This window comes from Pseudomonas sp. CP-1 (genome assembly GCF_021213715.1).
GTDB lineage: Bacteria > Pseudomonadota > Gammaproteobacteria > Pseudomonadales > Pseudomonadaceae > Pseudomonas > Pseudomonas aeruginosa.
In genome coordinates, this window is record NZ_JAJQKY010000001.1 from 237661 (window position 1) to 258962 (window position 21302).

20 protein-coding genes are annotated in these 21302 nt (G+C 66.7%); 19 read left to right on the forward strand and 1 reads right to left on the reverse strand.

The features are described 5' to 3' along the window. Window positions 1-44 precede the first annotated feature (44 nt). The 12 genes from LT948_RS01105 (at window position 45) to argR (ending at window position 13073) form a co-directional block, all read left to right on the forward strand. The gene (locus LT948_RS01105; RefSeq protein WP_003110264.1) at window positions 45-1247 is read left to right on the forward strand and encodes a CaiB/BaiF CoA transferase family protein; all 1203 of its coding nucleotides are present in this window, start codon (window positions 45-47) and stop codon (window positions 1245-1247) included. 10 nt (window positions 1248-1257) lie between these two features. Next, entirely contained in the window at window positions 1258-2085 is an 828-nt protein-coding gene (locus tag LT948_RS01110; protein WP_003134274.1) for an HpcH/HpaI aldolase/citrate lyase family protein, read from the forward strand. Between the two features lie 113 nt (window positions 2086-2198). Then, window positions 2199-3194: a TRAP transporter substrate-binding protein gene (locus tag LT948_RS01115; RefSeq protein ID WP_023092157.1), complete on the forward strand. Its 996-nt coding sequence runs from the start codon at window positions 2199-2201 to the stop codon at window positions 3192-3194. 48 nt (window positions 3195-3242) lie between these two features. Further along, the gene (locus tag LT948_RS01120) at window positions 3243-3881 is read left to right on the forward strand and encodes a TRAP transporter small permease (protein WP_003134273.1); all 639 of its coding nucleotides are present in this window, start codon (window positions 3243-3245) and stop codon (window positions 3879-3881) included. Beyond that, window positions 3878-5161 (forward strand): C4-dicarboxylate TRAP transporter large permease protein DctM, encoded by a 1284-nt coding sequence (gene dctM / locus LT948_RS01125; RefSeq protein ID WP_003085927.1) that lies wholly within the window; start codon window positions 3878-3880, stop codon window positions 5159-5161. Before LT948_RS01120 ends, dctM begins: the two co-directional genes overlap by 4 nt. Before the next feature lie 182 nt (window positions 5162-5343). Next, on the forward strand, window positions 5344-7299 hold the full coding sequence (gene acs / locus LT948_RS01130; RefSeq protein WP_003110260.1) for an acetate--CoA ligase: 1956 nt from the start codon (window positions 5344-5346) through the stop codon (window positions 7297-7299). A gap of 540 nt (window positions 7300-7839) precedes the next feature. Next, a complete protein-coding gene (locus tag LT948_RS01135) occupies window positions 7840-8619 on the forward strand; it encodes an ABC transporter substrate-binding protein (RefSeq protein WP_003085932.1) in 780 nt (259 codons plus the stop codon). A 118-nt stretch (window positions 8620-8737) separates the two neighbouring features. Next, entirely contained in the window at window positions 8738-9427 is a 690-nt protein-coding gene (locus LT948_RS01140; protein ID WP_003085934.1) for an ABC transporter permease, read from the forward strand. 16 nt (window positions 9428-9443) lie between these two features. Then, complete coding sequence (locus LT948_RS01145) at window positions 9444-10142, forward strand: ABC transporter permease (protein ID WP_003085936.1); 699 nt, start codon at window positions 9444-9446, stop codon at window positions 10140-10142. 13 nt (window positions 10143-10155) lie between these two features. After that, complete coding sequence (locus LT948_RS01150) at window positions 10156-11268, forward strand: M14 family metallopeptidase (RefSeq protein ID WP_023092155.1); 1113 nt, start codon at window positions 10156-10158, stop codon at window positions 11266-11268. A gap of 18 nt (window positions 11269-11286) precedes the next feature. Then, on the forward strand, window positions 11287-12051 hold the full coding sequence (aotP, locus tag LT948_RS01155) for an arginine/ornithine transport ATP-binding protein AotP (protein WP_003085940.1): 765 nt from the start codon (window positions 11287-11289) through the stop codon (window positions 12049-12051). A 32-nt stretch (window positions 12052-12083) separates the two neighbouring features. After that, window positions 12084-13073: a transcriptional regulator ArgR gene (gene argR, locus LT948_RS01160; protein ID WP_003085944.1), complete on the forward strand. Its 990-nt coding sequence runs from the start codon at window positions 12084-12086 to the stop codon at window positions 13071-13073. A 20-nt stretch (window positions 13074-13093) separates the two neighbouring features. On the opposite strand, the gene LT948_RS01165 is transcribed toward argR, so the two are convergent. Beyond that, complete coding sequence (locus LT948_RS01165; protein WP_003134266.1) at window positions 13094-13417, reverse strand: hypothetical protein; 324 nt, start codon at window positions 13415-13417, stop codon at window positions 13094-13096. A 166-nt stretch (window positions 13418-13583) separates the two neighbouring features. Between LT948_RS01165 and aruC the strand changes: the two genes are divergently transcribed. The 7 genes from aruC (at window position 13584) to astE (ending at window position 21221) form a co-directional block, all read left to right on the forward strand. Next, on the forward strand, window positions 13584-14804 hold the full coding sequence (aruC, locus tag LT948_RS01170) for a bifunctional succinylornithine transaminase/acetylornithine aminotransferase (RefSeq protein WP_003085948.1): 1221 nt from the start codon (window positions 13584-13586) through the stop codon (window positions 14802-14804). A gap of 198 nt (window positions 14805-15002) precedes the next feature. Beyond that, a complete protein-coding gene (gene aruF, locus LT948_RS01175) occupies window positions 15003-16019 on the forward strand; it encodes an arginine/ornithine succinyltransferase subunit alpha (protein WP_003085950.1) in 1017 nt (338 codons plus the stop codon). A gap of 11 nt (window positions 16020-16030) precedes the next feature. Then, complete coding sequence (gene astA / locus LT948_RS01180; protein ID WP_003110258.1) at window positions 16031-17053, forward strand: arginine N-succinyltransferase; 1023 nt, start codon at window positions 16031-16033, stop codon at window positions 17051-17053. Window positions 17054-17095: 42 nt separating this feature from the next. Next, window positions 17096-18562, forward strand: a complete 1467-nt coding sequence (gene astD / locus LT948_RS01185) for a succinylglutamate-semialdehyde dehydrogenase (protein WP_023435825.1) — start codon at window positions 17096-17098, stop codon at window positions 18560-18562. Next, on the forward strand, window positions 18559-19905 hold the full coding sequence (gene astB, locus LT948_RS01190; RefSeq protein ID WP_003085956.1) for an N-succinylarginine dihydrolase: 1347 nt from the start codon (window positions 18559-18561) through the stop codon (window positions 19903-19905). The genes astD and astB overlap by 4 nt, the downstream gene beginning before the upstream one ends. 13 nt (window positions 19906-19918) lie before the next feature. Beyond that, window positions 19919-20209, forward strand: a complete 291-nt coding sequence (locus LT948_RS01195; protein WP_003085959.1) for a hypothetical protein — start codon at window positions 19919-19921, stop codon at window positions 20207-20209. A 13-nt stretch (window positions 20210-20222) separates the two neighbouring features. After that, window positions 20223-21221: a succinylglutamate desuccinylase gene (gene astE, locus LT948_RS01200; protein ID WP_003134260.1), complete on the forward strand. Its 999-nt coding sequence runs from the start codon at window positions 20223-20225 to the stop codon at window positions 21219-21221. The last annotated feature ends 81 nt before the right edge of the window (window positions 21222-21302 follow it).

Consider the following 21302-nt stretch of genomic DNA (forward strand, 5'->3'; position numbering starts at 1 on the left):
AGCCGCACCTCGTCTTCGACGGACGAGGGCAGGGAGTCCGACCCATGACGCAATCCCACCAGCCGCGCCCGCTCGACGGCATCACCGTGGTCAGCCTGGAGCACGCCATCGCCGCGCCCTTCTGCACCCGCCAACTGGCCGATCTCGGCGCGCGGGTGATCAAGATCGAACGCCCCGGCGTCGGCGATTTCGCCCGCGGTTACGACGAGCGGGTCAACGGCCTGTCGTCGCACTTCGTCTGGACCAATCGTTCCAAGCAGAGCCTCAGCCTCGATCTCAAGCAGGCCGAGGCGCTGCCGTTGCTGGAGAAGCTGCTGGCCGGCGCCGACGTGCTGGTGCAGAACCTCGCGCCGGGCGCCGCCGCGCGCCTGGGCCTGTCCTACGAGGCGTTGCGCGAGCGCTTCCCGCGACTGATCGTCTGCGATATCTCCGGCTACGGCGAAGGCGGTCCCTACGAGAAGAAGAAGGCCTACGACCTGCTGATCCAGAGCGAGGGCGGCTTCCTTTCGGTGACCGGCGGCGCCGGGCCGAACGAGATGGCCAAGGCCGGCTGTTCGATCGCCGATATCGCCGCCGGCATGTACGCCTACAGCAGCATCCTCTCGGCCCTGCTGCTGCGCGAGCGCACCGGCGAGGGCAGCCGCATCGACGTGTCGATGCTGGAGAGCCTGGTGGAGTGGATGGGCTACCCGATGTACTACGCCTACCAGGACGCGCCGCCGCCGCCGCGCGCCGGCGCTTCGCACTCGACCATCTACCCCTATGGGCCATTCCCCGCCGGCGACGGCGGCACGGTGATGCTCGGCCTGCAGAACGAGCGCGAGTGGCGGGCCTTCTGCGACAAGGTCCTGCGCCGCCCGGAGCTGGCCGACGACGAACGCTTCTCGGCGAACTTCAAGCGCTCGGCCAACCGCGAGGAGCTGCGTGCGCTGATCGTCGAAGCCTTCGCCGCCTTGCCGGCCGCCGAGGTGGTGGCGCGCCTGGAACAGGCGCAGATCGCCAACGCCCACGTCAACGACATGGCCGGGGTCTGGGCGCACCCGCAGTTGCAGGCGCGGCAACGCTGGACCTCCATCGACAGCCCGGCCGGGCGCCTGCCGGCGTTGTTGCCGCCGGCCAGCAGCAGCGCCTTCGTTCCGCGCATGGATGCGGTGCCGGCGCTGGGCGGCGACAGCGACGCGCTGCTTGCCGAACTGGGCTGTACCGCGGCCGATATCCAGCGCCTGCGCGCGACCGGAACGGTATGAGGAGACGGACATGAACCGACAGATCGTGCGCAGCGCGCTGTTCGTCCCGGCGACCCGCCCGGAGCGGATCCCCAAGGCCCTTGCCAGCGGCGCCGACCGGGTCATCGTCGACCTCGAGGATGCGGTGGAGGAGGGGCTGAAGGTCGAGGCGCGGGCCAATCTCCGGCGTTTCCTCGTCGATACGCCGGAAGCCCGGGTGCTGGTGCGGATCAACGCGGCGGAGCATCCCGGACATGCCGACGACCTGGCGCTGTGCCGCGACCACGCCGGAGTGATCGGCCTGCTCCTGCCGAAAGTGGAGAGCGCCGCCCAGGTGCGCCACGCCGCCGTGGCCAGCGGCAAGCCGGTCTGGCCCATCGTCGAGAGTGCCCGCGGCCTTGCCGCGCTGGGCGAGATCGCCGCCGCCGCGGGGGTCGAGCGGCTGTCCTTCGGCAGCCTCGACCTGGCCCTGGATCTCGATCTCAACACCGGCAGCAACGCAGCCGAACAGATTCTCGGTCACGCCCGTTACGCGCTGCTCCTGCAATCGCGCCTGGCAGGCCTGGCGCCGCCGCTGGACGGCGTCTATCCGGCGATCCAGAACCGTGTCGGACTGGTCGAGGCAGTGCGCTTCGCTCGCGACATGGGCTTCGGCGGGTTGCTGTGCATCCATCCGAGCCAGGTCGAGCCGATTCACCAGACATTGATGCCGAGTCTCGCGGAACTGGAGTGGGCGCGTCGGGTGGCAGAGGCCGGCGCCTCCGGTGCCGGCGTCTTCGTGGTCGACGGCGAGATGGTCGACGCGCCGGTGCTGGGACGCGCGCGACGCCTGCTGGAGCGGGCCGGGGAGGGTGGCTGAACGCGTTCGACAGACGCGAACGCGGGCTTGAGCAATGGCGAATTCTCCGAACGCGCCGGCTGCGTCAGGCTCGTCGATACCTCGAAAGCACAACAACAATCTGAGGTCACGAAATGTTCAAGACGATGGTACGGGCGCTGTTGTGCGCCCTGGCGATCGGTGGCTCCTGCCTGGCGAATGCCGCGCAGCCGATCGTCATCAAGTTTTCCCACGTGGTCGCGGAAAACACGCCCAAGGGCCAGGGCGCGCTGCTGTTCAAGAAGCTCGTCGAACAGCGCCTGGGCGGCCGGGTCGAGGTGGACGTCTATCCCAACTCGTCGCTGTTCGGCGATGGCAAGGAAATGGAGGCGCTGCTGCTGGGCGACGTGCAGATGCTAGCGCCGTCCCTGGCCAAGTTCGAGCAGTACACGCGCAAGGTGCAGATCTTCGACCTGCCGTTCCTCTTCGACGACATCCAGGCGGTCGACCGCTTCCAGCGCAGCCCGCAGGGGCGCGCCCTGCTGACCAGCATGCAGGGCAAGGGCATCCTCGGCCTGGCCTACTGGCACAACGGGATGAAGCAGCTCTCCGCCAATCGCCCGTTGCTGGAGCCGGAAGACGCGCGCGGGCTGAAATTCCGCGTGCAGGCGTCCGACGTGCTCAACGAGCAGTTCCGCCAGCTCCGCGCGATCTCCCGGAAGATGTCCTTCGCCGAGGTCTACCAGGGCTTGCAGACCGGCGTGGTGAATGGCACCGAGAACACCTGGTCGAACTACGAGAGCCAGAAGGTCAACGAGGTGCAGAAGTATTTCACCGAGTCCAACCACGGCCTGGTGGACTACATGGTGATCACCAACGCGAAGTTCTGGAACGGCCTCCCGGCGGACATCCGCGAAGCGCTGCAGCGGATCATGGACGAGGTCACCGTGCAGGTGAACCTCGAGGCCGAGCGCCTCAACCGCGACGCCCGCCAGCGCATCCTCGCCAGTGGCGTCAGCGAGATCCATACCCTGACCCCGCAGCAGCGCGCCGACTGGCGCCAGGCGATGCAGCCGGTATGGCAGAAATTCCGCGGCAATGTCGGCGCTGACCTGCTCCAGACCGCCGAAGCCTCCAACCGTCCCGATTGACCCGTCCGGCCCCGCCCGGCCGGGCGGGGCATTGTGGAGAACGCTGCGATGAATCGACTCGTGCGCGTCTGGAACCGCTTCGAGGAGGGCGCTATCGCCTTCCTGCTGGCGGCGATGACGCTGGTGACCTTCCTCTATGTGGTGATGACCAACGTCTTCACCCTGTTCTACGACCTCGGCGACCGCCTGCCGACACTGCGGGCTCCGCTGTACTCGGTGGGCGACGCGATCCTCGGGGTAGCCCAGGACATGTCCTGGAGCAACGCGCTGACCAAGGCGCTGTTCGGCTGGCTGATCTTCCTCGGCATCGCCTACGGCGTACGCACCGCCGGCCACCTCGGGGTGGATGCCCTGGTGCGCCTGGCGCCGCGTCCCTTGCAGCGCCTGATTGGGATACTCGCCTGCCTCTGCTGCCTGGGCTACGCCGGGCTGTTCATGGTCGCCAGCTACGACTGGGTGAAGACCCTGTTGGTCGCCGGCATCGGCGCCGAGGACCTCGACCACTTCGGCATCCTCCAGGCCTACATCGCGGTGGTGGTGCCGGTCGGCTTCGGCCTGGTGCTGCTGCGCTACCTGGAAATCCTCGTCAACCTGTTGCGCGGTCGCCAGCTCGGGCTGGGCCTCGCCGACGAGGCCGCCGAGGCCTCCAAACTGGCCGGCGAAGAGGCCGGGGAGAACCGTCCATGACCGTGCTGATCCTGTTCCTGCTGCTGTTCCTGTTCATGTTCATCGGCGTGCCCATCGCCATCTCCCTGGGGCTGTCCGGCGCCCTGACGATCCTGCTGTTCAGCCCGGATTCGGTGCGCTCGCTGGCGATCAAGCTGTTCGAGACCTCCGAGGCCTACACCCTGCTGGCGATCCCGTTCTTCCTGCTCTCCGGCGCGTTCATGACCACCGGTGGCGTGGCGCGGCGCCTGATCGACTTCGCCAATGCCTGCGTCGGGCATATCCGCGGCGGCCTGGCGATCGCTGCGGTGCTCGCCTGCATGCTGTTCGCCGCGCTGTCCGGTTCGTCGCCGGCGACAGTGGCGGCGGTCGGCTCGATCGCCGTGGCCGGCATGGTCCGCTCCGGCTATCCGCGCGCCTTCGGCGCGGGGATCATCTGCAATGCCGGGACCCTGGGCATCCTCATCCCGCCATCGATCGTGATGGTGGTCTACGCCGCCGCCACCGAGACCTCGGTGGGCAAGCTGTTCGTCGCCGGGGTGGTTCCGGGGTTGTTGCTCGGGGTGATCCTGATGGTGGTGATCTACATCGTCGCACGGGTCAAGAAGCTGCCGGCGCAGCCGCGCGCCAGCTTCCGCGAGTGGCTGGCCGCCGCACGCCGTGCAGGCTGGGGCCTGTTGCTGCTGGTGATCATCCTCGGCGGCATCTATTCCGGGCTGTTCACCCCCACCGAGGCGGCGGCGGTGGCGGCGGTGTACTCGGCCTTCGTCGCGCTGTTCGTGTACAAGGACATGCGTCTGCGCGACTGTCCCAAGGTGCTGCTGGAGTCGGGGCGGCTGAGCATCATGCTGATGTTCATCATCGCCAACGCCATGCTCTTCGCCCATGTGTTGACCACCGAGCAGATCCCCCAGCAGATCACCGAATGGGTGGTGCAGGAAGGCCTGACCCCGATCGGCTTCCTGCTGATGGTCAACGTGGTGCTGCTGGTCGCCGGCAGCTTCATGGAGCCCTCGGCGATCGTGCTGATCCTGGCGCCGATCTTCTTCCCCATCGCCATGAAGCTGGGCATCGATCCGATCCACCTGGGTATCGTCATGGTGGTGAACATGGAGATCGGCCTGGTACACCCGCCAGTGGGCCTCAACCTGTTCGTCACCTCGGCGGTCACTGGCATGCCGCTGGGGGCGACCATCCGCGCGGCGCTGCCGTGGCTGATGATCCTGCTGCTGTTCCTGATCCTGGTGACCTACGTGCCGTTGATCTCGCTGTGGCTGCCGGGCCTGCTGGGCATGAGTTGAGGTCGCGGCGGCGGGGCGCGAGACGCGCTCCGCCGCCCGGCGCAAGGCTACGATCGGCGCGGCTTATAGCTACGATCGGCGCTGTCGCGCAGTGGTAAGACCATGGTCGTATGGTTCGTGGGGTGTGCGCTCGCTACAACTGGGCACAACAAAAACAACACTCACGTACCGAGGTTAAAGCCATGTCTGCGGCATCCCTGTACCCCGTGCACCCGGAAGCGGTGGCACGGACCTTCACCGACGAAGCCACCTACAAGACGATGTACCAGCAGTCCGTCGTCAACCCCGACGGCTTCTGGCGCGAGCAGGCCCAGCGGATCGACTGGATCAAGCCGTTCGAGAAGGTCAAGCAGACCTCCTTCGACGACCATCACGTGGACATCAAGTGGTTCGCCGACGGCACCCTCAACGTGTCGCACAACTGCCTCGACCGTCACCTCGCCGAACGCGGCGACCAGGTGGCGATCATCTGGGAAGGCGACGATCCCGCCGACCACCAGGAAATCACCTACCGCCAGCTCCACGAGCAGGTCTGCAAGTTCGCCAACGCCCTGCGCGGGCAGGACGTGCACCGCGGCGACGTAGTGACCATCTACATGCCGATGATCCCCGAGGCCGTGGTCGCCATGCTCGCCTGCACCCGCATCGGCGCGATCCACTCGGTGGTCTTCGGCGGCTTCTCCCCCGAGGCCCTGGCCGGGCGCATCATCGATTGCAAGTCGAAGGTGGTGATCACCGCCGACGAAGGCGTGCGCGGCGGCAAGCGCACTCCGCTGAAGGCCAATGTCGACGACGCCCTGACCAACCCGGAAACCTCCAGCGTGCAGAAGATCATCGTCTGCAAGCGTACCGGTGCGGAGATCAAGTGGAACCAGCACCGCGACGTCTGGTACGACGACCTGATGAAGGTTGCCGGCAGCACTTGCGCACCCAAGGAAATGGGCGCCGAGGACCCGCTGTTCATCCTCTACACCTCCGGCTCCACCGGCAAGCCGAAGGGCGTGCTGCATACCACCGGCGGCTACCTGGTGTACGCCTCGCTGACCCACGAGCGGGTCTTCGACTACCGTCCGGGCGAAGTCTACTGGTGCACCGCCGACATCGGCTGGGTCACCGGCCACACCTACATCGTCTATGGCCCGTTGGCCAACGGCGCCACCACCATTCTGTTCGAGGGCGTGCCGAACTACCCCGACGTGACCCGCGTGGCGAAAATCATCGACAAGCACAAGGTCAACATCCTCTACACCGCGCCGACCGCGATCCGCGCGATGATGGCCGAAGGCAAGGCGGCGGTGGCCGGTGCCGACGGTTCCAGCCTGCGTCTGCTCGGTTCGGTGGGCGAGCCGATCAACCCGGAAGCCTGGCAGTGGTACTACGAGACCGTCGGCCAGTCGCGCTGCCCGATCGTCGACACCTGGTGGCAGACCGAGACCGGCGCCTGCCTGATGACCCCGCTGCCGGGCGCCCACGCGATGAAGCCGGGCTCCGCGGCCAAGCCGTTCTTCGGCGTGGTCCCGGCACTGGTGGACAACCTCGGCAACCTGATCGAGGGCGCCGCCGAGGGCAACCTGGTGATCCTCGACTCCTGGCCGGGCCAGGCGCGGACCCTGTTCGGCGACCATGACCGCTTCGTCGACACCTACTTCAAGACCTTCAAGGGCATGTACTTCACCGGCGACGGCGCGCGCCGCGACGAGGACGGCTACTACTGGATCACCGGGCGGGTCGACGACGTGCTCAACGTCTCCGGCCACCGCATGGGCACCGCCGAGGTGGAAAGCGCGATGGTCGCCCACCCGAAGGTCGCCGAGGCGGCGGTGGTCGGCATGCAGCACGACATCAAGGGGCAGGGCATCTATGTCTACGTCACCCTCAACTCCGGGGTCGAGCCGAGCGAGGCGCTGCGCCAGGAGCTGAAGCAATGGGTTCGCCGCGAGATCGGTCCGATCGCCACGCCGGATGTGATCCAGTGGGCGCCGGGACTGCCGAAGACCCGTTCGGGCAAGATCATGCGGCGCATCCTGCGCAAGATCGCCGCGGCCGAGTACGACACCCTCGGCGACATCTCCACCCTTGCCGACCCGGGCGTGGTTCAGCACCTGATCGAGACCCATCGCTCGATGCAGGCCGCCTGACTTCCGCCTGATCCGAAACGACCCCGCGCGGTGCGAGCCGCGCGGGGTCTTTCATTTGGCGCGGGCCGAGGAGGAGGGCGTTTCGAATGGGCTCGAGCCGGGAATGGGGCGGCGGTAACACTTCGGTGATGCGCGCCTGCGCATAATTGGGGCGAGAGGAAACGCCACGCACAGCCAAGGTGCGACACGGGGTAGCAGTCGAGGCGAGTCGTAGCGGCCAAGCCATTGAAGGAGAAGGAATTGGCAATTTATGGCTTGAGATTTGCTTTACTCATTGATTACACTTCGCGCTTTCCGGGCACAAATGTCGCTGCCTGTCAATATCGCCGAATGCCCTCTTCGGTGCTTTTATAATTAGTTGTCGCATTGAAGAAATAACCACTTTCGGCCTGTCGCTAGAATGCCGCTCACCCCAGCTGGCGCCCTGTCCACGAGAAGGCGCCATGCGCAAGAGCCGGTGATCACGCATATCCGTCGGCAGCCTGGGCAAGGTTCTATTTCTCCTGCCAATCGATGCCATCCCCTTCGAAGGAGTTCCAGATGAAGAAGCTCGCACTTCTCGGCGCCCTGGCGCTGTCCGTGCTCTCCCTGCCCACTTTCGCCGCCGACAAGCCGGTGCGCATCGGCATCGAGGCGGCCTATCCGCCGTTCTCGCTGAAGACCCCGGACGGCCAGCTGGCAGGCTTCGACGTGGATATCGGCAATGCCCTCTGCGAAGAGATGAAGGTGCAGTGCAAGTGGGTCGAGCAGGAGTTCGACGGCCTGATCCCGGCACTCAAGGTGCGCAAGATCGATGCGATCCTCTCGTCGATGACCATCACCGACGAGCGCAAGCGTTCGGTCGACTTCACCAACAAGTACTACAACACCCCGGCGCGCTTCGTGATGAAGGAAGGCGCCAGCCTCAACGATCCCAAGGCCGACCTGAAGGGCAAGAAGGCCGGCGTGCTGCGTGGCAGTACCGCCGACCGCTACGCCTCCGCCGAACTGACCCCGGCCGGCGTCGAAGTGGTGCGCTACAACTCCCAGCAGGAAGCCAACATGGACCTGGTGGCCGGTCGCCTCGACGCGGTGGTCGCCGATTCGGTGAACCTCGAAGATGGCTTCCTCAAGACCGATGCCGGCAAGGGCTACGCCTTCGTCGGTCCGCAACTGACCGATGCCAAGTACTTCGGCGAAGGCGTCGGCATCGCCGTGCGCAAGGGCGATAGCGAGCTGGCCGGCAAGTTCAACGCGGCCATCGACGCGCTGCGCGCCAACGGCAAGTACAAGCAGATCCAGGACAAGTACTTCAGCTTCGACGTCTACGGTTCGAACTGACACTATCCGTCAGAGGTGGCACAAACGTCCGCGACGCCTCGCGCTGTTTGTGCCACTTTTTTATTGACTGGACGCCACTGCTTTAGCGCTGCATTAGCTGCATAGAGGTACCGTTTTGATGATCACTGGCTACGGTGCGACCATCGTCGATGGCGCCTGGCTGACTCTCCAGCTGGCCCTGCTTTCCATGCTCCTGGCCATCGTCCTCGGCCTGCTGGGCGCGGCCTTCCGCCTGTCACCGGTGCGCTGGCTGGCCTGGTGCGGCGACCTGTACGCCACGGTAGTGCGCGGCATCCCCGACCTGGTGCTGATCCTGCTGATCTTCTACGGCGGCCAGGGCCTGCTGAACTGGGTCGCCCCGCAACTCGGCTACGACGACTACATCGACCTGAATCCCTTCGTGTCCGGCGTCGGCACCCTCGGCTTCATCTTCGGCGCCTATCTCTCGGAGACCTTCCGCGGCGCCTTCATGGCGATTCCCAAGGGCCAGGGCGAGGCCGGCTACGCCTACGGCATGAGCCACCGCCAGGTGTTCTTCCGCATCCAGGTGCCGCAGATGATCCGCCTGGCGATCCCCGGCTTCACCAACAACTGGCTGGTGCTGGTCAAGGCCACCGCGCTGATTTCCGTGGTCGGCCTGCAGGACATGATGTTCAAGGCCAAGCAGGCCTCCGATGCGACCCGCGAGCCGTTCACCTACTACCTCGCCGTGGCTGGCCTGTACCTGCTGGTGACCAGCGTGTCGCTGCTGTTGCTGCGCCTGCTCGAACGCCGCTATTCGGTCGGCGTGAAAACCGCGGAACTGTGAGTCAAGGGGCCCTATCGTGATCTTCGATTTCTCCGTCATCTGGGACAGCCTTCCGCTCTATTTCGACGGCCTGCTGGTCACCCTCAAGCTGCTCTCGATCTCCCTGCTGATCGGCCTGCTGCTGGCGGTGCCGCTGGCGCTGATGCGGGTCTCCAAGCAGCCGCTGGTGAACTTCCCGGCCTGGCTCTACACCTACGTGATCCGCGGCACGCCGATGCTGGTCCAGCTGTTCCTGATCTACTACGGCCTGGCGCAGTTCGACGCGGTGCGCGAGAGCGCGCTGTGGCCCTGGCTGTCGAACGCGTCCTTCTGCGCCTGCCTGGCGTTCGCCATCAACACCAGCGCCTACACCGCCGAGATCCTCGCCGGCAGCCTGAAGGCCACGCCCCATGGCGAGATCGAGGCGGCCAAGGCGATGGGCATGTCGCGCCTGAAGATGTACCGCCGCATCCTCCTGCCATCGGCACTGCGGCGTGCGCTGCCGCAGTACAGCAACGAAGTGATCATGATGCTGCAGACCACCAGCCTGGCGTCCATCGTCACCCTGGTGGACATCACCGGCGCCGCGCGAACCGTCTATTCGCAGTACTACCTGCCGTTCGAAGCGTTCATCACCGCCGGTCTGTTCTACCTGTGCCTGACCTTCATCCTGGTGCGCCTGTTCAAGCTTGCCGAGCGCCGCTGGCTGGCTTACCTGGCGCCGCGCAAATCCTGATCCGGAGGACCGCATGGAGCGTATCGACCACCTGCTGCCGTGGAGCACCCTGGGAAGCGAGAAGCGCCTGAGCGTGTTCCGCTTCGGCTGCGGCGCGCGCAAGGTCTACATCCAGTCCAGCCTGCACGCCGACGAGCTGCCGGGCATGCGCACCGCCTGGGAGCTGAAGCAGCGGTTGCGCCTGCTGGAGGCGGAAGGCCGCCTGCGCGGTACCGTCGAGCTGGTGCCGGTGGCCAATCCGGTCGGTCTCGGGCAGATGATCCAGGCGCTGCACCAGGGGCGCTTCGAAATGAGCAGCGGGCGCAACTTCAACCGCGATTTCCCCGACCTGCTGGACGCGGTGATCGACAGTGTCGGCGAGCGTCTCGGCAGCGATCCGGCGGCCAATGTCGCGCTGGTCCGCCAGGGCCTGCGCGCGGCGCTGGACGCCCTGCCGCCGGCGACCTCGGAACTGGAGGGCATGCAGCGCCTGCTCTATCGCCACGCCTGCGACGCCGACCTGGTGCTCGACCTGCATTGCGACTTCGAGGCCGCCATCCATCTCTATACCCTGCCGCAGCAATGGCCCGCCTTCGCCTCCCTGGCCGCACGCCTGGGCGCCGCTGTCGGGCTGCTCGCCGAGGAGTCCGGCGGCGGTTCCTTCGACGAGGCCTGCTCGGTGCCGTGGCTGCGCCTGTCGCGCCTGTATCCGCGCGCCGAGCTGCCGCTGGCCTGCCTGGCGACCACCGTCGAACTCGGCGGCCAGGCCGATACCACGGCGCAGCAGGCCGAGGCCAACGCCGCGGCGATCCTGGCCTTCCTCGCCGAGCAGGGCTTCGTCGAGGGCGAATGGCCGGCGGCGCCCGAAGCCTACTGCGAAGGCTTGCCCTTCGAAGGCACCGAATACGTCCACGCGCCGCATACCGGCGTGGTGAGTTTCCTGCGCCGGCCGGGCGAATGGGTGGAGGCGGGCGAACCGCTGTTCCAGGTCATCGATCCCCTGGCCGACCGTGCCAGCACCGTGTGCGCCGGGGTCTCCGGCGTGCTTTTCGCCATCGAACGGATGCGCTACGCGCAGCCGGGACTCTGGCTGGCCAAGGTGGCCGGTCGTCAACCGATCCGTCAGGGACGCTTGCTCAGCGACTGATTAGCCGAGAACACACACATGTACAAACTGGAAGTCCAAGACCTGCACAAGCGCTACGGTAGCCACGAGGTGCTCAAGGGCGTCTCGCTGGCGGCGAAAGCGGGCGACGTGATCAGCATCATCGGCTCGAGCGGTTCCGGCAAGAGCACCTTCCTGCGCTGCATCAACCTGCTGGAACAGCCGCACGCCGGCAAGATCCTGCTCAACGGCGAGGAGCTGAAGCTGGTGCCCGGCCGCGACGGCGCGCTGAAGGCCGCCGACTCTCGCCAGTTGCAGCGTATGCGCTCGCGCCTGTCGATGGTGTTCCAGCATTTCAACCTGTGGTCGCACATGAGCGCCCTGGAGAACGTCATCGAGGCGCCCGTGCATGTGCTCGGCGTGTCGAAGAAGGAAGCCATCGAGAAGGCCGAGCACTACCTGGCCAAGGTCGGCGTGGCGCACCGCAAGGACGCCTACCCGGCGCACATGAGCGGCGGCGAGCAGCAGCGCGTGGCGATCGCCCGGGCGCTGGCGGTGGAGCCGGAAGTGATGCTGTTCGATGAGCCGACCTCGGCGCTCGACCCCGAACTGGTGGGCGAAGTGCTGAAGGTCATGCAGGACCTGGCCCAGGAAGGTCGCACCATGGTGGTGGTGACCCACGAGATGGGTTTCGCCCGCGAGGTGTCGAACCAGTTGGTGTTCCTGCACAAGGGCCTGGTCGAGGAACACGGCTGCCCGAAGGAAGTCCTCGCCAACCCGCAGTCGGACCGCCTCAAGCAGTTCCTCTCCGGCAGCCTCAAGTAACATTCATCGCAGAGGCCGGCTAAGCTGCTCCCATGACTGCCCAACCCCAACGCATCGGTTTCCTCCTCTGGCCCGCCACCCGCGCGCTGACGCTATCGCTTGCCGAGGAAGCCCTGCGGGCGGCCCGGCGGTTGCACCCCGAGGCGCTCTACGAGCCGCTGTTCCTGCTCGCCGAAGCGCCGGCCGAAGAGGAGGGCTGGCGCCTGCCGGGAACGGCCTGGAACGGCAGGCTGGAGCAATGCTCGCGGCTGTTCCTGGTCGCCGACGAGGCGCCGGCGGCGGTGTCGCCAGCGCTGGGCCTGGCGCTCAAGCAACTGGCGCGTTCGGGAGCGGCGATCGGCGCGCTGTCCGCCGGCATCTACCCGCTGGCCCAGCTCGGCCTGCTCGACGGTTATCGCGCCGCGGTGCACTGGCGTTGGCACGATGACTTCACCGAGCGCTTCCCCAAGGTCATCGCCACCAACCACCTGTTCGAGTGGGATCGCGACCGCATGACCGCCTGCGGCGGCATGGCGGTACTCGACCTGCTGCTGGCGCTGCTGTCCCGCGACCATGGCGCTGAACTGGCCGGCGCGGTCTCGGAAGAGCTGGTGGTGGAGCGCATCCGCGAAGGCAACGAGCGCCAGCGCATCCCGCTGAAGAATCGCCTCGGCTCCAGCCATCCGAAGCTGACCCAGGCGGTACTGCTGATGGAAGCCAATATCGAGGAGCCACTGACCACCGACGAGATCGCCCAGCATGTGTGCGTTTCGCGGCGCCAGTTGGAACGGATCTTCAAGCAATACCTGAACCGCGTACCCAGCCAGTACTACCTGGAGCTGCGCCTGAACCGCGCGCGGCAGATGCTGATGCAGACCAGCAAGTCGATCATCCAGATCGGCCTGTCCTGCGGTTTCTCTTCCGGGCCGCATTTCTCCAGCGCCTACCGCAACTTCTTCGGCGTCACTCCGCGCGAGGACCGCAACCAGCGGCGCGGCGGCAGCGCCTTCGAGACGACCTTCACTCCCGTCGAACGCGGCTGATCGCCAACGGCGCGGCGGTTTCAGCCGGGCTTTGCGACGCCCCGGGAGGCGGATCGCCTCGGGAAGTCGCCGAGTTCGCGACGGGCCGTCGGAATGATCGCCTCCAGCAGTTCCAGCGGAACGTCGCTGGCGAACAGGTTGACCACGAAACGCCGGCCGGCGTCGTCGCGAAATACCTCGAACAGCGGCTGTTCGCCGCGCCAGCACTCCAGGCCGAGGCCGTCGCGCGGATTGACGTCGGAGGCGAAGACGAGACGGTAGTCGATTCCCTCGATGGGCATGGCTTGTTTCCCTGCTGTTCCCGCCCGTGGGGCGGCGTAGAAGAAGTATGCACCCGAGTGCATCGCGCGTTTACACTGCGCCTTCCCGATGCTTTCTGTCGCATTTCCGAAAGCCGCGGAAATTCCCGGGTTGGCGCTATAACAAGTTGTCGCATGGCGGCAATGCCGGCCCGGTCCCAATCCCTACAATCCTTTCATCGATAGCCGCCTTCAGGCAGGAGAAACACCGATGTCCGCTCCCCATGCGCAGGTAGAACGTGCCGATTTCGACCGGTATATGGTCCCCAACTACGCCCCCGCCGCCTTCATCCCGGTGCGAGGCGAGGGATCGCGCGTCTGGGACCAGAGCGGCCGCGAACTGATCGATTTCGCCGGCGGCATCGCCGTGACCTCCCTGGGCCACGCGCATCCGGCGCTGGTCAAGGCGCTCACCGAGCAGGCCCAGCGCATCTGGCACGTTTCCAACGTCTTCACCAACGAGCCGGCCCTGCGCCTGGCGCGCAAGCTGGTGGACGCCACCTTCGCCGAGCGGGTGTTCCTCGCCAACTCCGGCGCCGAGGCCAACGAGGCGGCCTTCAAGCTGGCTCGCCGCTACGCCAACGATGTCTACGGCCCGCAGAAGTACGAGATCATCGCCGCCAGCAACAGCTTCCACGGGCGCACCCTGTTCACCGTCAACGTCGGCGGCCAGCCGAAGTATTCCGATGGCTTCGGGCCCAAGTTCGAGGGTATCACCCACGTTCCCTACAACGACCTGGAAGCGCTGAAGGCGGCGATCTCCGACAAGACCTGCGCCGTGGTGCTGGAACCGATCCAGGGCGAGGGCGGCGTGCTGCCGGCGCAGCAGGCCTACCTGGAAGGGGCGCGCAAGCTGTGCGACGAGCACAACGCGCTGCTGGTCTTCGACGAGGTCCAGAGCGGCATGGGCCGGGTCGGCGAGCTGTTCGCCTACATGCACTACGGCGTGGTCCCGGACATCCTCTCCAGTGCCAAGAGCCTGGGCGGCGGCTTCCCTATCGGTGCGATGCTGACCACCGGCGAGATCGCCAAGCACCTGTCGGTCGGCACCCACGGCACCACCTACGGCGGCAACCCGCTGGCCTCGGCGGTGGCCGAGGCGGCGCTGGACGTGATCAATACCCCGGAAGTGCTGGATGGCGTGAAGGCCAAGCATGAGCGCTTCAAGTCCCGCCTGCAGAAGATCGGCCAGGAGTACGGCATCTTCGGCGAGATTCGCGGCATGGGCCTGCTGATCGGCGCGGCGCTGACCGACGAGTGGAAGGGCAAGGCCAGGGATGTGCTCAACGCCGCCGAGAAAGAGGCGGTCATGGTGCTCCAGGCCAGCCCGGACGTGGTGCGCTTCGCGCCGAGCCTGGTGATCGACGACGCCGAGATCGACGAAGGCCTGGAGCGCTTCGAGCGCGCCGTGGCCAAGCTGGTCCGCGGCTGAGCGAACCCACGGAGCCCCGGCGCAGGCCGGGGTACCCGATGCGACATCCCGGAGCGGCCCGCGCCGGAGCCGGGAACCGTGCCGCCGTGCGTGGCGCGGGATCTTCCCTGCTGGACGTTCGAAACCGTGGCACAGGAAGGTGCCGCGGTCCCGCGCATGGATGCGGCAATCATCGTTGTCTGAGAAAGGAGTGACGCCATGTTGGTGATGCGCCCCGCCCAAGCGGCCGACCTGCCACAGGTGCAGCGTCTGGCGGCGGACAGCCCGGTAGGCGTCACGTCCTTGCCGGATGACGCCGAACGCCTGCGCGACAAGATCCTCGCTTCCGAGGCCTCGTTCGCCGCGGAGGTAAGCTACAACGGCGAGGAAAGCTATTTCTTCGTCCTCGAGGACAGCGCCAGCGGCGAGCTGGTCGGCTGCTCGGCGATCGTCGCCTCGGCCGGGTTCTCGGAACCGTTCTACAGCTTCCGCAACGAAACCTTCGTGCACGCCTCGCGCTCGCTGTCGATCCACAACAAGATCCATGTCCTCTCGCTGTGCCACGACCTTACCGGCAACAGCCTGCTGACCAGTTTCTACGTACAGCGCGACCTGGTGCAGAGCGTCTATGCCGAACTCAACTCGCGCGGTCGCCTGCTGTTCATGGCCAGCCATCCGGAGCGCTTCGCCGACGCGGTGGTGGTGGAGATCGTCGGCTACAGCGACGAGCAGGGCGAATCGCCGTTCTGGAACGCGGTCGGGCGCAACTTCTTCGACCTGAACTACATCGAGGCGGAAAAGCTCTCCGGGCTGAAGAGCCGCACCTTCCTCGCCGAACTGATGCCGCACTATCCGATCTACGTGCCGCTGTTGCCGGATGCCGCCCAGGAATCCATGGGCCAGGTTCACCCGCGAGCGCAGATCACCTTCGACATCCTGATGCGCGAAGGCTTCGAGACCGACAACTACATCGACATCTTCGATGGCGGCCCGACCCTGCACGCGCGCACCTCGGGGATTCGCTCGATCGCCCAGAGCCGGGTGGTTCCGGTGAAGATCGGCGAGGCGCCGAAGAGCGGGCGTCCATACCTGGTCACCAACGGCCAGTTGCAGGACTTCCGCGCGGTTGTGCTGGACCTGGACTGGGCGCCCGGCAAGCCGGTGGCCCTGAGTGTTGAAGCCGCCGAGGCCCTGGGCGTCGGCGAAGGCGCCAGCGTGCGCCTGGTAGCGGTCTGAAGGAGCCAGTCATGATCGTACGTCCTGTTACCAGCGCCGACCTGCCGGCCCTGATCGAGCTGGCGCGCAGCACCGGCACCGGCCTGACCACCCTGCCGGCCAACGAGCAGCGCCTGCAGCATCGCGTCAGTTGGGCCGAGAAGGCCTTCCGTGGCGAGGCCGAACGCGGCGACGCCGACTACCTGTTCGTCCTCGAGGACGACGCCGGCAAGGTCGTCGGCATCTCCGCCATCGCCGGAGCGGTAGGGCTTCGCGAACCCTGGTACAACTACCGGGTCGGCCTCACCGTGAGCGCCTCGCAGGAACTCAACATCCATCGCGAGATCCCCACGCTGTTCCTGGCCAACGACCTGACCGGCAATTCCGAGCTGTGCTCGCTGTTCCTCCACGCCGACCACCGCAGCGGCCTCAACGGCAAGCTGCTGTCGCGCGCGCGCTTCCTGTTCATCGCCGAATTCCGCCACCTGTTCGGCGACAAGCTGATCGCCGAGATGCGCGGCATGTCCGACGAGGAGGGGCGTTCGCCATTCTGGGAAAGCCTCGGCCGGCACTTCTTCAAGATGGAATTCTCCCAGGCCGACTACCTCACCGGGGTCGGCAACAAGGCCTTCATCGCCGAGCTGATGCCGAAGTTCCCGCTCTACACCTGCTTCCTCTCCGAGGAGGCGCGCGGGGTGATTGGCCGCGTCCATCCGAACACCGAGCCGGCGTTGGCCATGCTCAAGGCCGAGGGCTTCAGCTACCAGGGCTACGTCGACATCTTCGACGCCGGCCCGGCGATCGAGGCCGAGACCGACAAGATCCGCGCCATCGCCGAGAGCCAGAACCTGGTGCTGGCGGTGGGCACTCCCGGCGACGACGCCGAGCCCTACCTGATCCACAACCGCAAGCGCGAAGACTGTCGCATCACCGCCGCGCCGGCGCGGGCCGCCGCCGGCACCCTGGTGGTCGATCCGCTGACCGCCAAGCGCCTGCGCCTGTCGGCCGGCGCCTCGGTACGCGCGGTGCCGCTGTCGGCGCAGAAGCGCGCTTGAAAGCCTGATGGAGGCGTCCCGGCGAGGGCGCCCGAGGAGTCGATGATGAGTACCCATTACATTGCCGGCCAGTGGCTGGCGGGCCAGGGCGAGACCCTGGAGTCCCTCGACCCGGTTGGCCAGGGCGTGGTCTGGTCCGGGCGCGGCGCTGACGCCGCCCAGGTCGATGCCGCCGTGCGTGCCGCCCGCGAGGCCTTCCCGGCCTGGGCGCGGCGCCCGCTGGAGCAGCGCATCGAGTTGCTCGAGCGCTTCGCTGCGACCCTCAAGTCCCGCGCCGACGAGCTGGCCCGGGCGATCGGCGAGGAAACCGGCAAGCCGCTGTGGGAGTCGGCCACCGAAGTGACCAGCATGGTCAACAAGGTGGCGATCTCGGTGCAGGCGTTCCGCGAGCGCACCGGCGAGAAGTCCGGTCCGCTGGCCGACGCCACCGCCGTGCTGCGGCACAAGCCGCATGGCGTGGTGGCGGTATTCGGTCCCTACAATTTCCCCGGCCACCTGCCCAACGGGCATATCGTCCCGGCGCTGCTGGCCGGTAACTGCGTGGTGTTCAAGCCCAGCGAGCTGACCCCGAAGGTCGCCGAGCTGACGCTCAAGGCCTGGATCGAGGCCGGCCTGCCGGCCGGCGTGCTCAACCTGGTCCAGGGCGGTCGCGAAACCGGCGTCGCGCTGGCCGCCCACCGTGGGCTCGACGGTCTGTTCTTCACCGGTTCCAGTCGCACCGGCAACCTGCTGCACAGCCAATTCGGTGGCCAGCCGCAGAAAATCCTGGCGCTGGAGATGGGCGGCAACAACCCGCTGGTGGTGGAGGAGGTCGCCGACCTCGACGCCGCCGTCTACACCATCATCCAGTCCGCCTTCATCTCCGCCGGCCAGCGCTGCACCTGCGCCCGCCGCCTGCTGGTGCCGCAGGGCGCCTGGGGCGACGCACTGCTGGCGCGCCTGGTGGCGGTCAGCGCTACCCTGCGGGTCGGCCGCTTCGACGAACAGCCGGCGCCGTTCATGGGCGCGGTGATTTCGCTGAGCGCCGCCGAGCACCTGCTCAAGGCCCAGGAGCATTTGATCGGCAAGGGCGCACAGCCGCTGCTGGCGATGACCCAGCCGATCGACGGCGCCGCCCTGCTGACCCCGGGCATCCTCGACGTCAGCGCGGTGGCCGAGCGACCGGACGAAGAGTTCTTCGGGCCGTTGTTGCAAGTGATCCGCTACTCCGATTTCGCTGCGGCGATCCGTGAAGCCAACGCCACCCAGTACGGCCTGGCCGCCGGGCTGCTGTCGGATTCCCGCGAGCGTTTCGAGCAGTTCCTCGTGGAAAGCCGCGCCGGCATCGTCAACTGGAACAAGCAGCTCACCGGCGCCGCCAGCAGCGCGCCGTTCGGCGGTATCGGCGCGTCCGGCAACCACCGGCCGAGCGCCTACTACGCCGCCGATTACTGCGCCTATCCGGTCGCCTCGCTGGAAAGCCCCAGCGTGTCCCTTCCTGCCACCCTGACTCCCGGGATCAGCCTATGAATGCCCATGAAGTGAATTTCGACGGCCTGGTCGGCCCGACCCACAACTACGGCGGCCTGTCCTACGGCAATGTCGCTTCGCAAAGCAACAGCCAGGCGGTGTCCAACCCGAAGGAAGCGGCGAAGCAGGGCCTGGCGAAGATGAAGGCGCTGATGGAGATGGGTTTCAAGCAGGGGGTGCTCGCCCCGCAAGCCCGCCCGGATACCGCTGCGCTACGTAGCCTGGGCTTCTCCGGCAGCGACGAGGAGGTGATCCGCCGCGCGGCGAAGGAAGCGATGCCTCTCCTCGCCGCCTGCAGTTCGGCGTCGAGCATGTGGACCGCCAATGCCGCCACGGTCAGCCCGAGCGCCGACACCGCCGACGGCCGCGTGCATTTCACCGCGGCCAACCTGAACTGCAAGTTCCACCGATCCATCGAGCATCCCACCACCAGCCGCGTGCTGGCGGCGATGTTCAACGACGAGCGGCATTTCGCCCATCACGCGGCGCTGCCGGCGGTGAGCCAGTTCGGCGACGAAGGCGCGGCCAACCACACGCGCTTCTGCAAGGACTATGGCGATGCCGGCGTGGAGTTCTTCGTTTTCGGCCGCAGCGCCTTCGACAGTCGCTTCCCGGCGCCGCAACGCTATCCGGCGCGCCAGACCCTGGAAGCCTGCCAGGCCGTCGCGCGCCTGCACGGGCTGAGCGAGGCCGGAGTGGTCTACGCTCAACAGAACCCGGCGGTGATCGACCAGGGCGTGTTCCACAACGATGTGATCTCGGTGGGCAATGGCGAGGTGCTGTTCCATCACGAGGACGCCTTCCTCGATACCGAGAAGGTCCTTGCCGAACTGCACGACAAGCTTGGCCGCCGCGGCGGCCGCTTCCGCGCCATCTGCGTGCCGCGCGACCAGGTCGCGGTGGAGGACGCGGTGAAGTCCTATCTGTTCAACAGCCAACTGCTGTCGAAGGCCGACGGTTCGATGCTGCTGGTGGTACCGGAGGAGTGCCGGAACAACCCGCGGGTCTGGAACTACCTGGACCAGCTCACCGGTGACGACGGCCCGATCCGCGAAGTGAAGGTCTTCGACCTCAAGCAGAGCATGCAGAACGGCGGCGGCCCGGCCTGCCTGCGCTTGCGCGTGGCGCTGCAGGAGCGGGAGCTGGCGGCGGTGAATCCGGGGGTGATCATGAGCGCCGGCCTGTACGACACGCTGGTAGCCTGGGTCGACCGGCACTACCGCGACCGCCTGAGCGAAACCGACCTGGCCGACCCGCAACTGCTGCTGGAGTGCCGGACGGCATTGGATGAACTGACGCAGATCCTTAAACTGGGTTCGGTTTATTCCTTCCAACTCGATTGAGAGCCTCGCCACCATGTCCGATAGCCTGCAACTGATCCTCGAAGATACCGACGGCACCCAGCTGGAAACTTCCTGCACCCGTTTCGCCGTGGTCTGGCAGGGCAAGGAAGTGTGGGTCCAGCAAGCCGGCAACGGCCAGTTGCTGATCGGCGTCGACGTCGAAGACGGCGATACCGAATACACCAACCTGCTGCTGCGGCCGATGGCGACCAACCTGGTCAGCCTGCAACTGGAGATGGAGCCGATCGAAGAGGGCGACGACCACGAGCACGGCCCCGACTGCGGCTGCGACCACACCCACTGACTGAGGACATCCCATGCTCGCCCTCGGCAAACTGCTCGACTTGACCCTGGCCGGCCGCGAGCCGACCGAGAAGATCCAGCTCACCGCCGACGGCACCCGCCTGCACTGGCTGGCCGAGGGCGCGCTGGAAGTCACGCCGATCGGCGCCCGCGACAACGGCGTCGACCTGTTGCTCTCGGCCGGTATCCACGGCAACGAGACCGCGCCCATCGAACTGCTCGAACGGCTGATCCGCAAGGTCGCTGCGGGCACCCTCAAGCCTGCCGCCAGGGTCCTCTTCCTGTTCGGCAACCCAGAAGCCATCCGCCGCGGCGAGCGCTACGTCGAACAGGACATGAACCGCCTGTTCAACGGTCGCCACGAGGAGGGCAGCGGCAACGAGGCCTTCCGTGCCGCCGAGCTGGAGCGCCTGGCCCAGGTGTTCTTCAGCAAGACCGAGCGAGTCCACCTGCACTACGACCTGCATACCGCGATCCGCGGCTCGAAGATCGAGCAGTTCGCCCTCTACCCCTGGGCCGAGGGCCGCGAGCATTCCCGCAGCGAACTGGCCCGCCTGCGCGACGCCGGCATCGAGGCGGTGCTGTTGCAGAACAAGCCGGGCATCACCTTCAGCGCCTACACTTACGGCCAGCTCGGCGCCGAGGCCTTTACCCTGGAACTGGGCAAGGCACGTCCGTTCGGAGAGAACCAGGAGGTCAACCTGGAGCGCCTGGAGCGGAGCCTGGAGCTGCTGATCGACGGCAGCGAGGAACAGCCGGACGGCTCCCGACTCGATGGCCTCAAGCTGTTCAGCGTGTCGCGCGAGGTGATCAAGCACAGCGACCACTTCCGCCTGCACCTCGACGACGACGTGGCCAACTTCACCGAACTCTCGCCGGGCTACCTGCTGGCCGAGGATATCGGCGGCACGCGCTGGGTGGTGGACGAGGTCGGCGCGCGCATCATCTTCCCCAATCCACGGGTGAAGAACGGCCTGCGTGCCGGAATCCTGGTGGTGCCGGCCAAGCTCTGAGGCGTATCGGCCTTCCCTCTCGATCATGACGGAGCGCTTCGGCGCTCCGTTTCCGTTGCGGCCGGGAAGATTTCCCGACTT

What these genes read in the sequence shown, in the direction of transcription:
- LT948_RS01105 (WP_003110264.1), top strand. Translation starts at nt 45, where the DNA reads ATGACGCAATCCCACCAGCCGCGCCCGCTCGACGGCATCACCGTGGTC.
- LT948_RS01110 (WP_003134274.1), top strand. Translation starts at nt 1,258, where the DNA reads ATGAACCGACAGATCGTGCGCAGCGCGCTGTTCGTCCCGGCGACCCGC.
- LT948_RS01115 (WP_023092157.1), top strand. Translation starts at nt 2,199, where the DNA reads ATGTTCAAGACGATGGTACGGGCGCTGTTGTGCGCCCTGGCGATCGGT.
- LT948_RS01120 (WP_003134273.1), top strand. Translation starts at nt 3,243, where the DNA reads ATGAATCGACTCGTGCGCGTCTGGAACCGCTTCGAGGAGGGCGCTATC.
- dctM (WP_003085927.1), top strand. Translation starts at nt 3,878, where the DNA reads ATGACCGTGCTGATCCTGTTCCTGCTGCTGTTCCTGTTCATGTTCATC.
- acs (WP_003110260.1), top strand. Translation starts at nt 5,344, where the DNA reads ATGTCTGCGGCATCCCTGTACCCCGTGCACCCGGAAGCGGTGGCACGG.
- LT948_RS01135 (WP_003085932.1), top strand. Translation starts at nt 7,840, where the DNA reads ATGAAGAAGCTCGCACTTCTCGGCGCCCTGGCGCTGTCCGTGCTCTCC.
- LT948_RS01140 (WP_003085934.1), top strand. Translation starts at nt 8,738, where the DNA reads ATGATCACTGGCTACGGTGCGACCATCGTCGATGGCGCCTGGCTGACT.
- LT948_RS01150 (WP_023092155.1), top strand. Translation starts at nt 10,156, where the DNA reads ATGGAGCGTATCGACCACCTGCTGCCGTGGAGCACCCTGGGAAGCGAG.
- aotP (WP_003085940.1), top strand. Translation starts at nt 11,287, where the DNA reads ATGTACAAACTGGAAGTCCAAGACCTGCACAAGCGCTACGGTAGCCAC.
- argR (WP_003085944.1), top strand. Translation starts at nt 12,084, where the DNA reads ATGACTGCCCAACCCCAACGCATCGGTTTCCTCCTCTGGCCCGCCACC.
- LT948_RS01165 (WP_003134266.1), bottom strand. Translation starts at nt 13,417, where the DNA reads ATGCACTCGGGTGCATACTTCTTCTACGCCGCCCCACGGGCGGGAACA.
- aruC (WP_003085948.1), top strand. Translation starts at nt 13,584, where the DNA reads ATGTCCGCTCCCCATGCGCAGGTAGAACGTGCCGATTTCGACCGGTAT.
- aruF (WP_003085950.1), top strand. Translation starts at nt 15,003, where the DNA reads ATGTTGGTGATGCGCCCCGCCCAAGCGGCCGACCTGCCACAGGTGCAG.
- astA (WP_003110258.1), top strand. Translation starts at nt 16,031, where the DNA reads ATGATCGTACGTCCTGTTACCAGCGCCGACCTGCCGGCCCTGATCGAG.
- astD (WP_023435825.1), top strand. Translation starts at nt 17,096, where the DNA reads ATGATGAGTACCCATTACATTGCCGGCCAGTGGCTGGCGGGCCAGGGC.
- astB (WP_003085956.1), top strand. Translation starts at nt 18,559, where the DNA reads ATGAATGCCCATGAAGTGAATTTCGACGGCCTGGTCGGCCCGACCCAC.
- LT948_RS01195 (WP_003085959.1), top strand. Translation starts at nt 19,919, where the DNA reads ATGTCCGATAGCCTGCAACTGATCCTCGAAGATACCGACGGCACCCAG.
- astE (WP_003134260.1), top strand. Translation starts at nt 20,223, where the DNA reads ATGCTCGCCCTCGGCAAACTGCTCGACTTGACCCTGGCCGGCCGCGAG.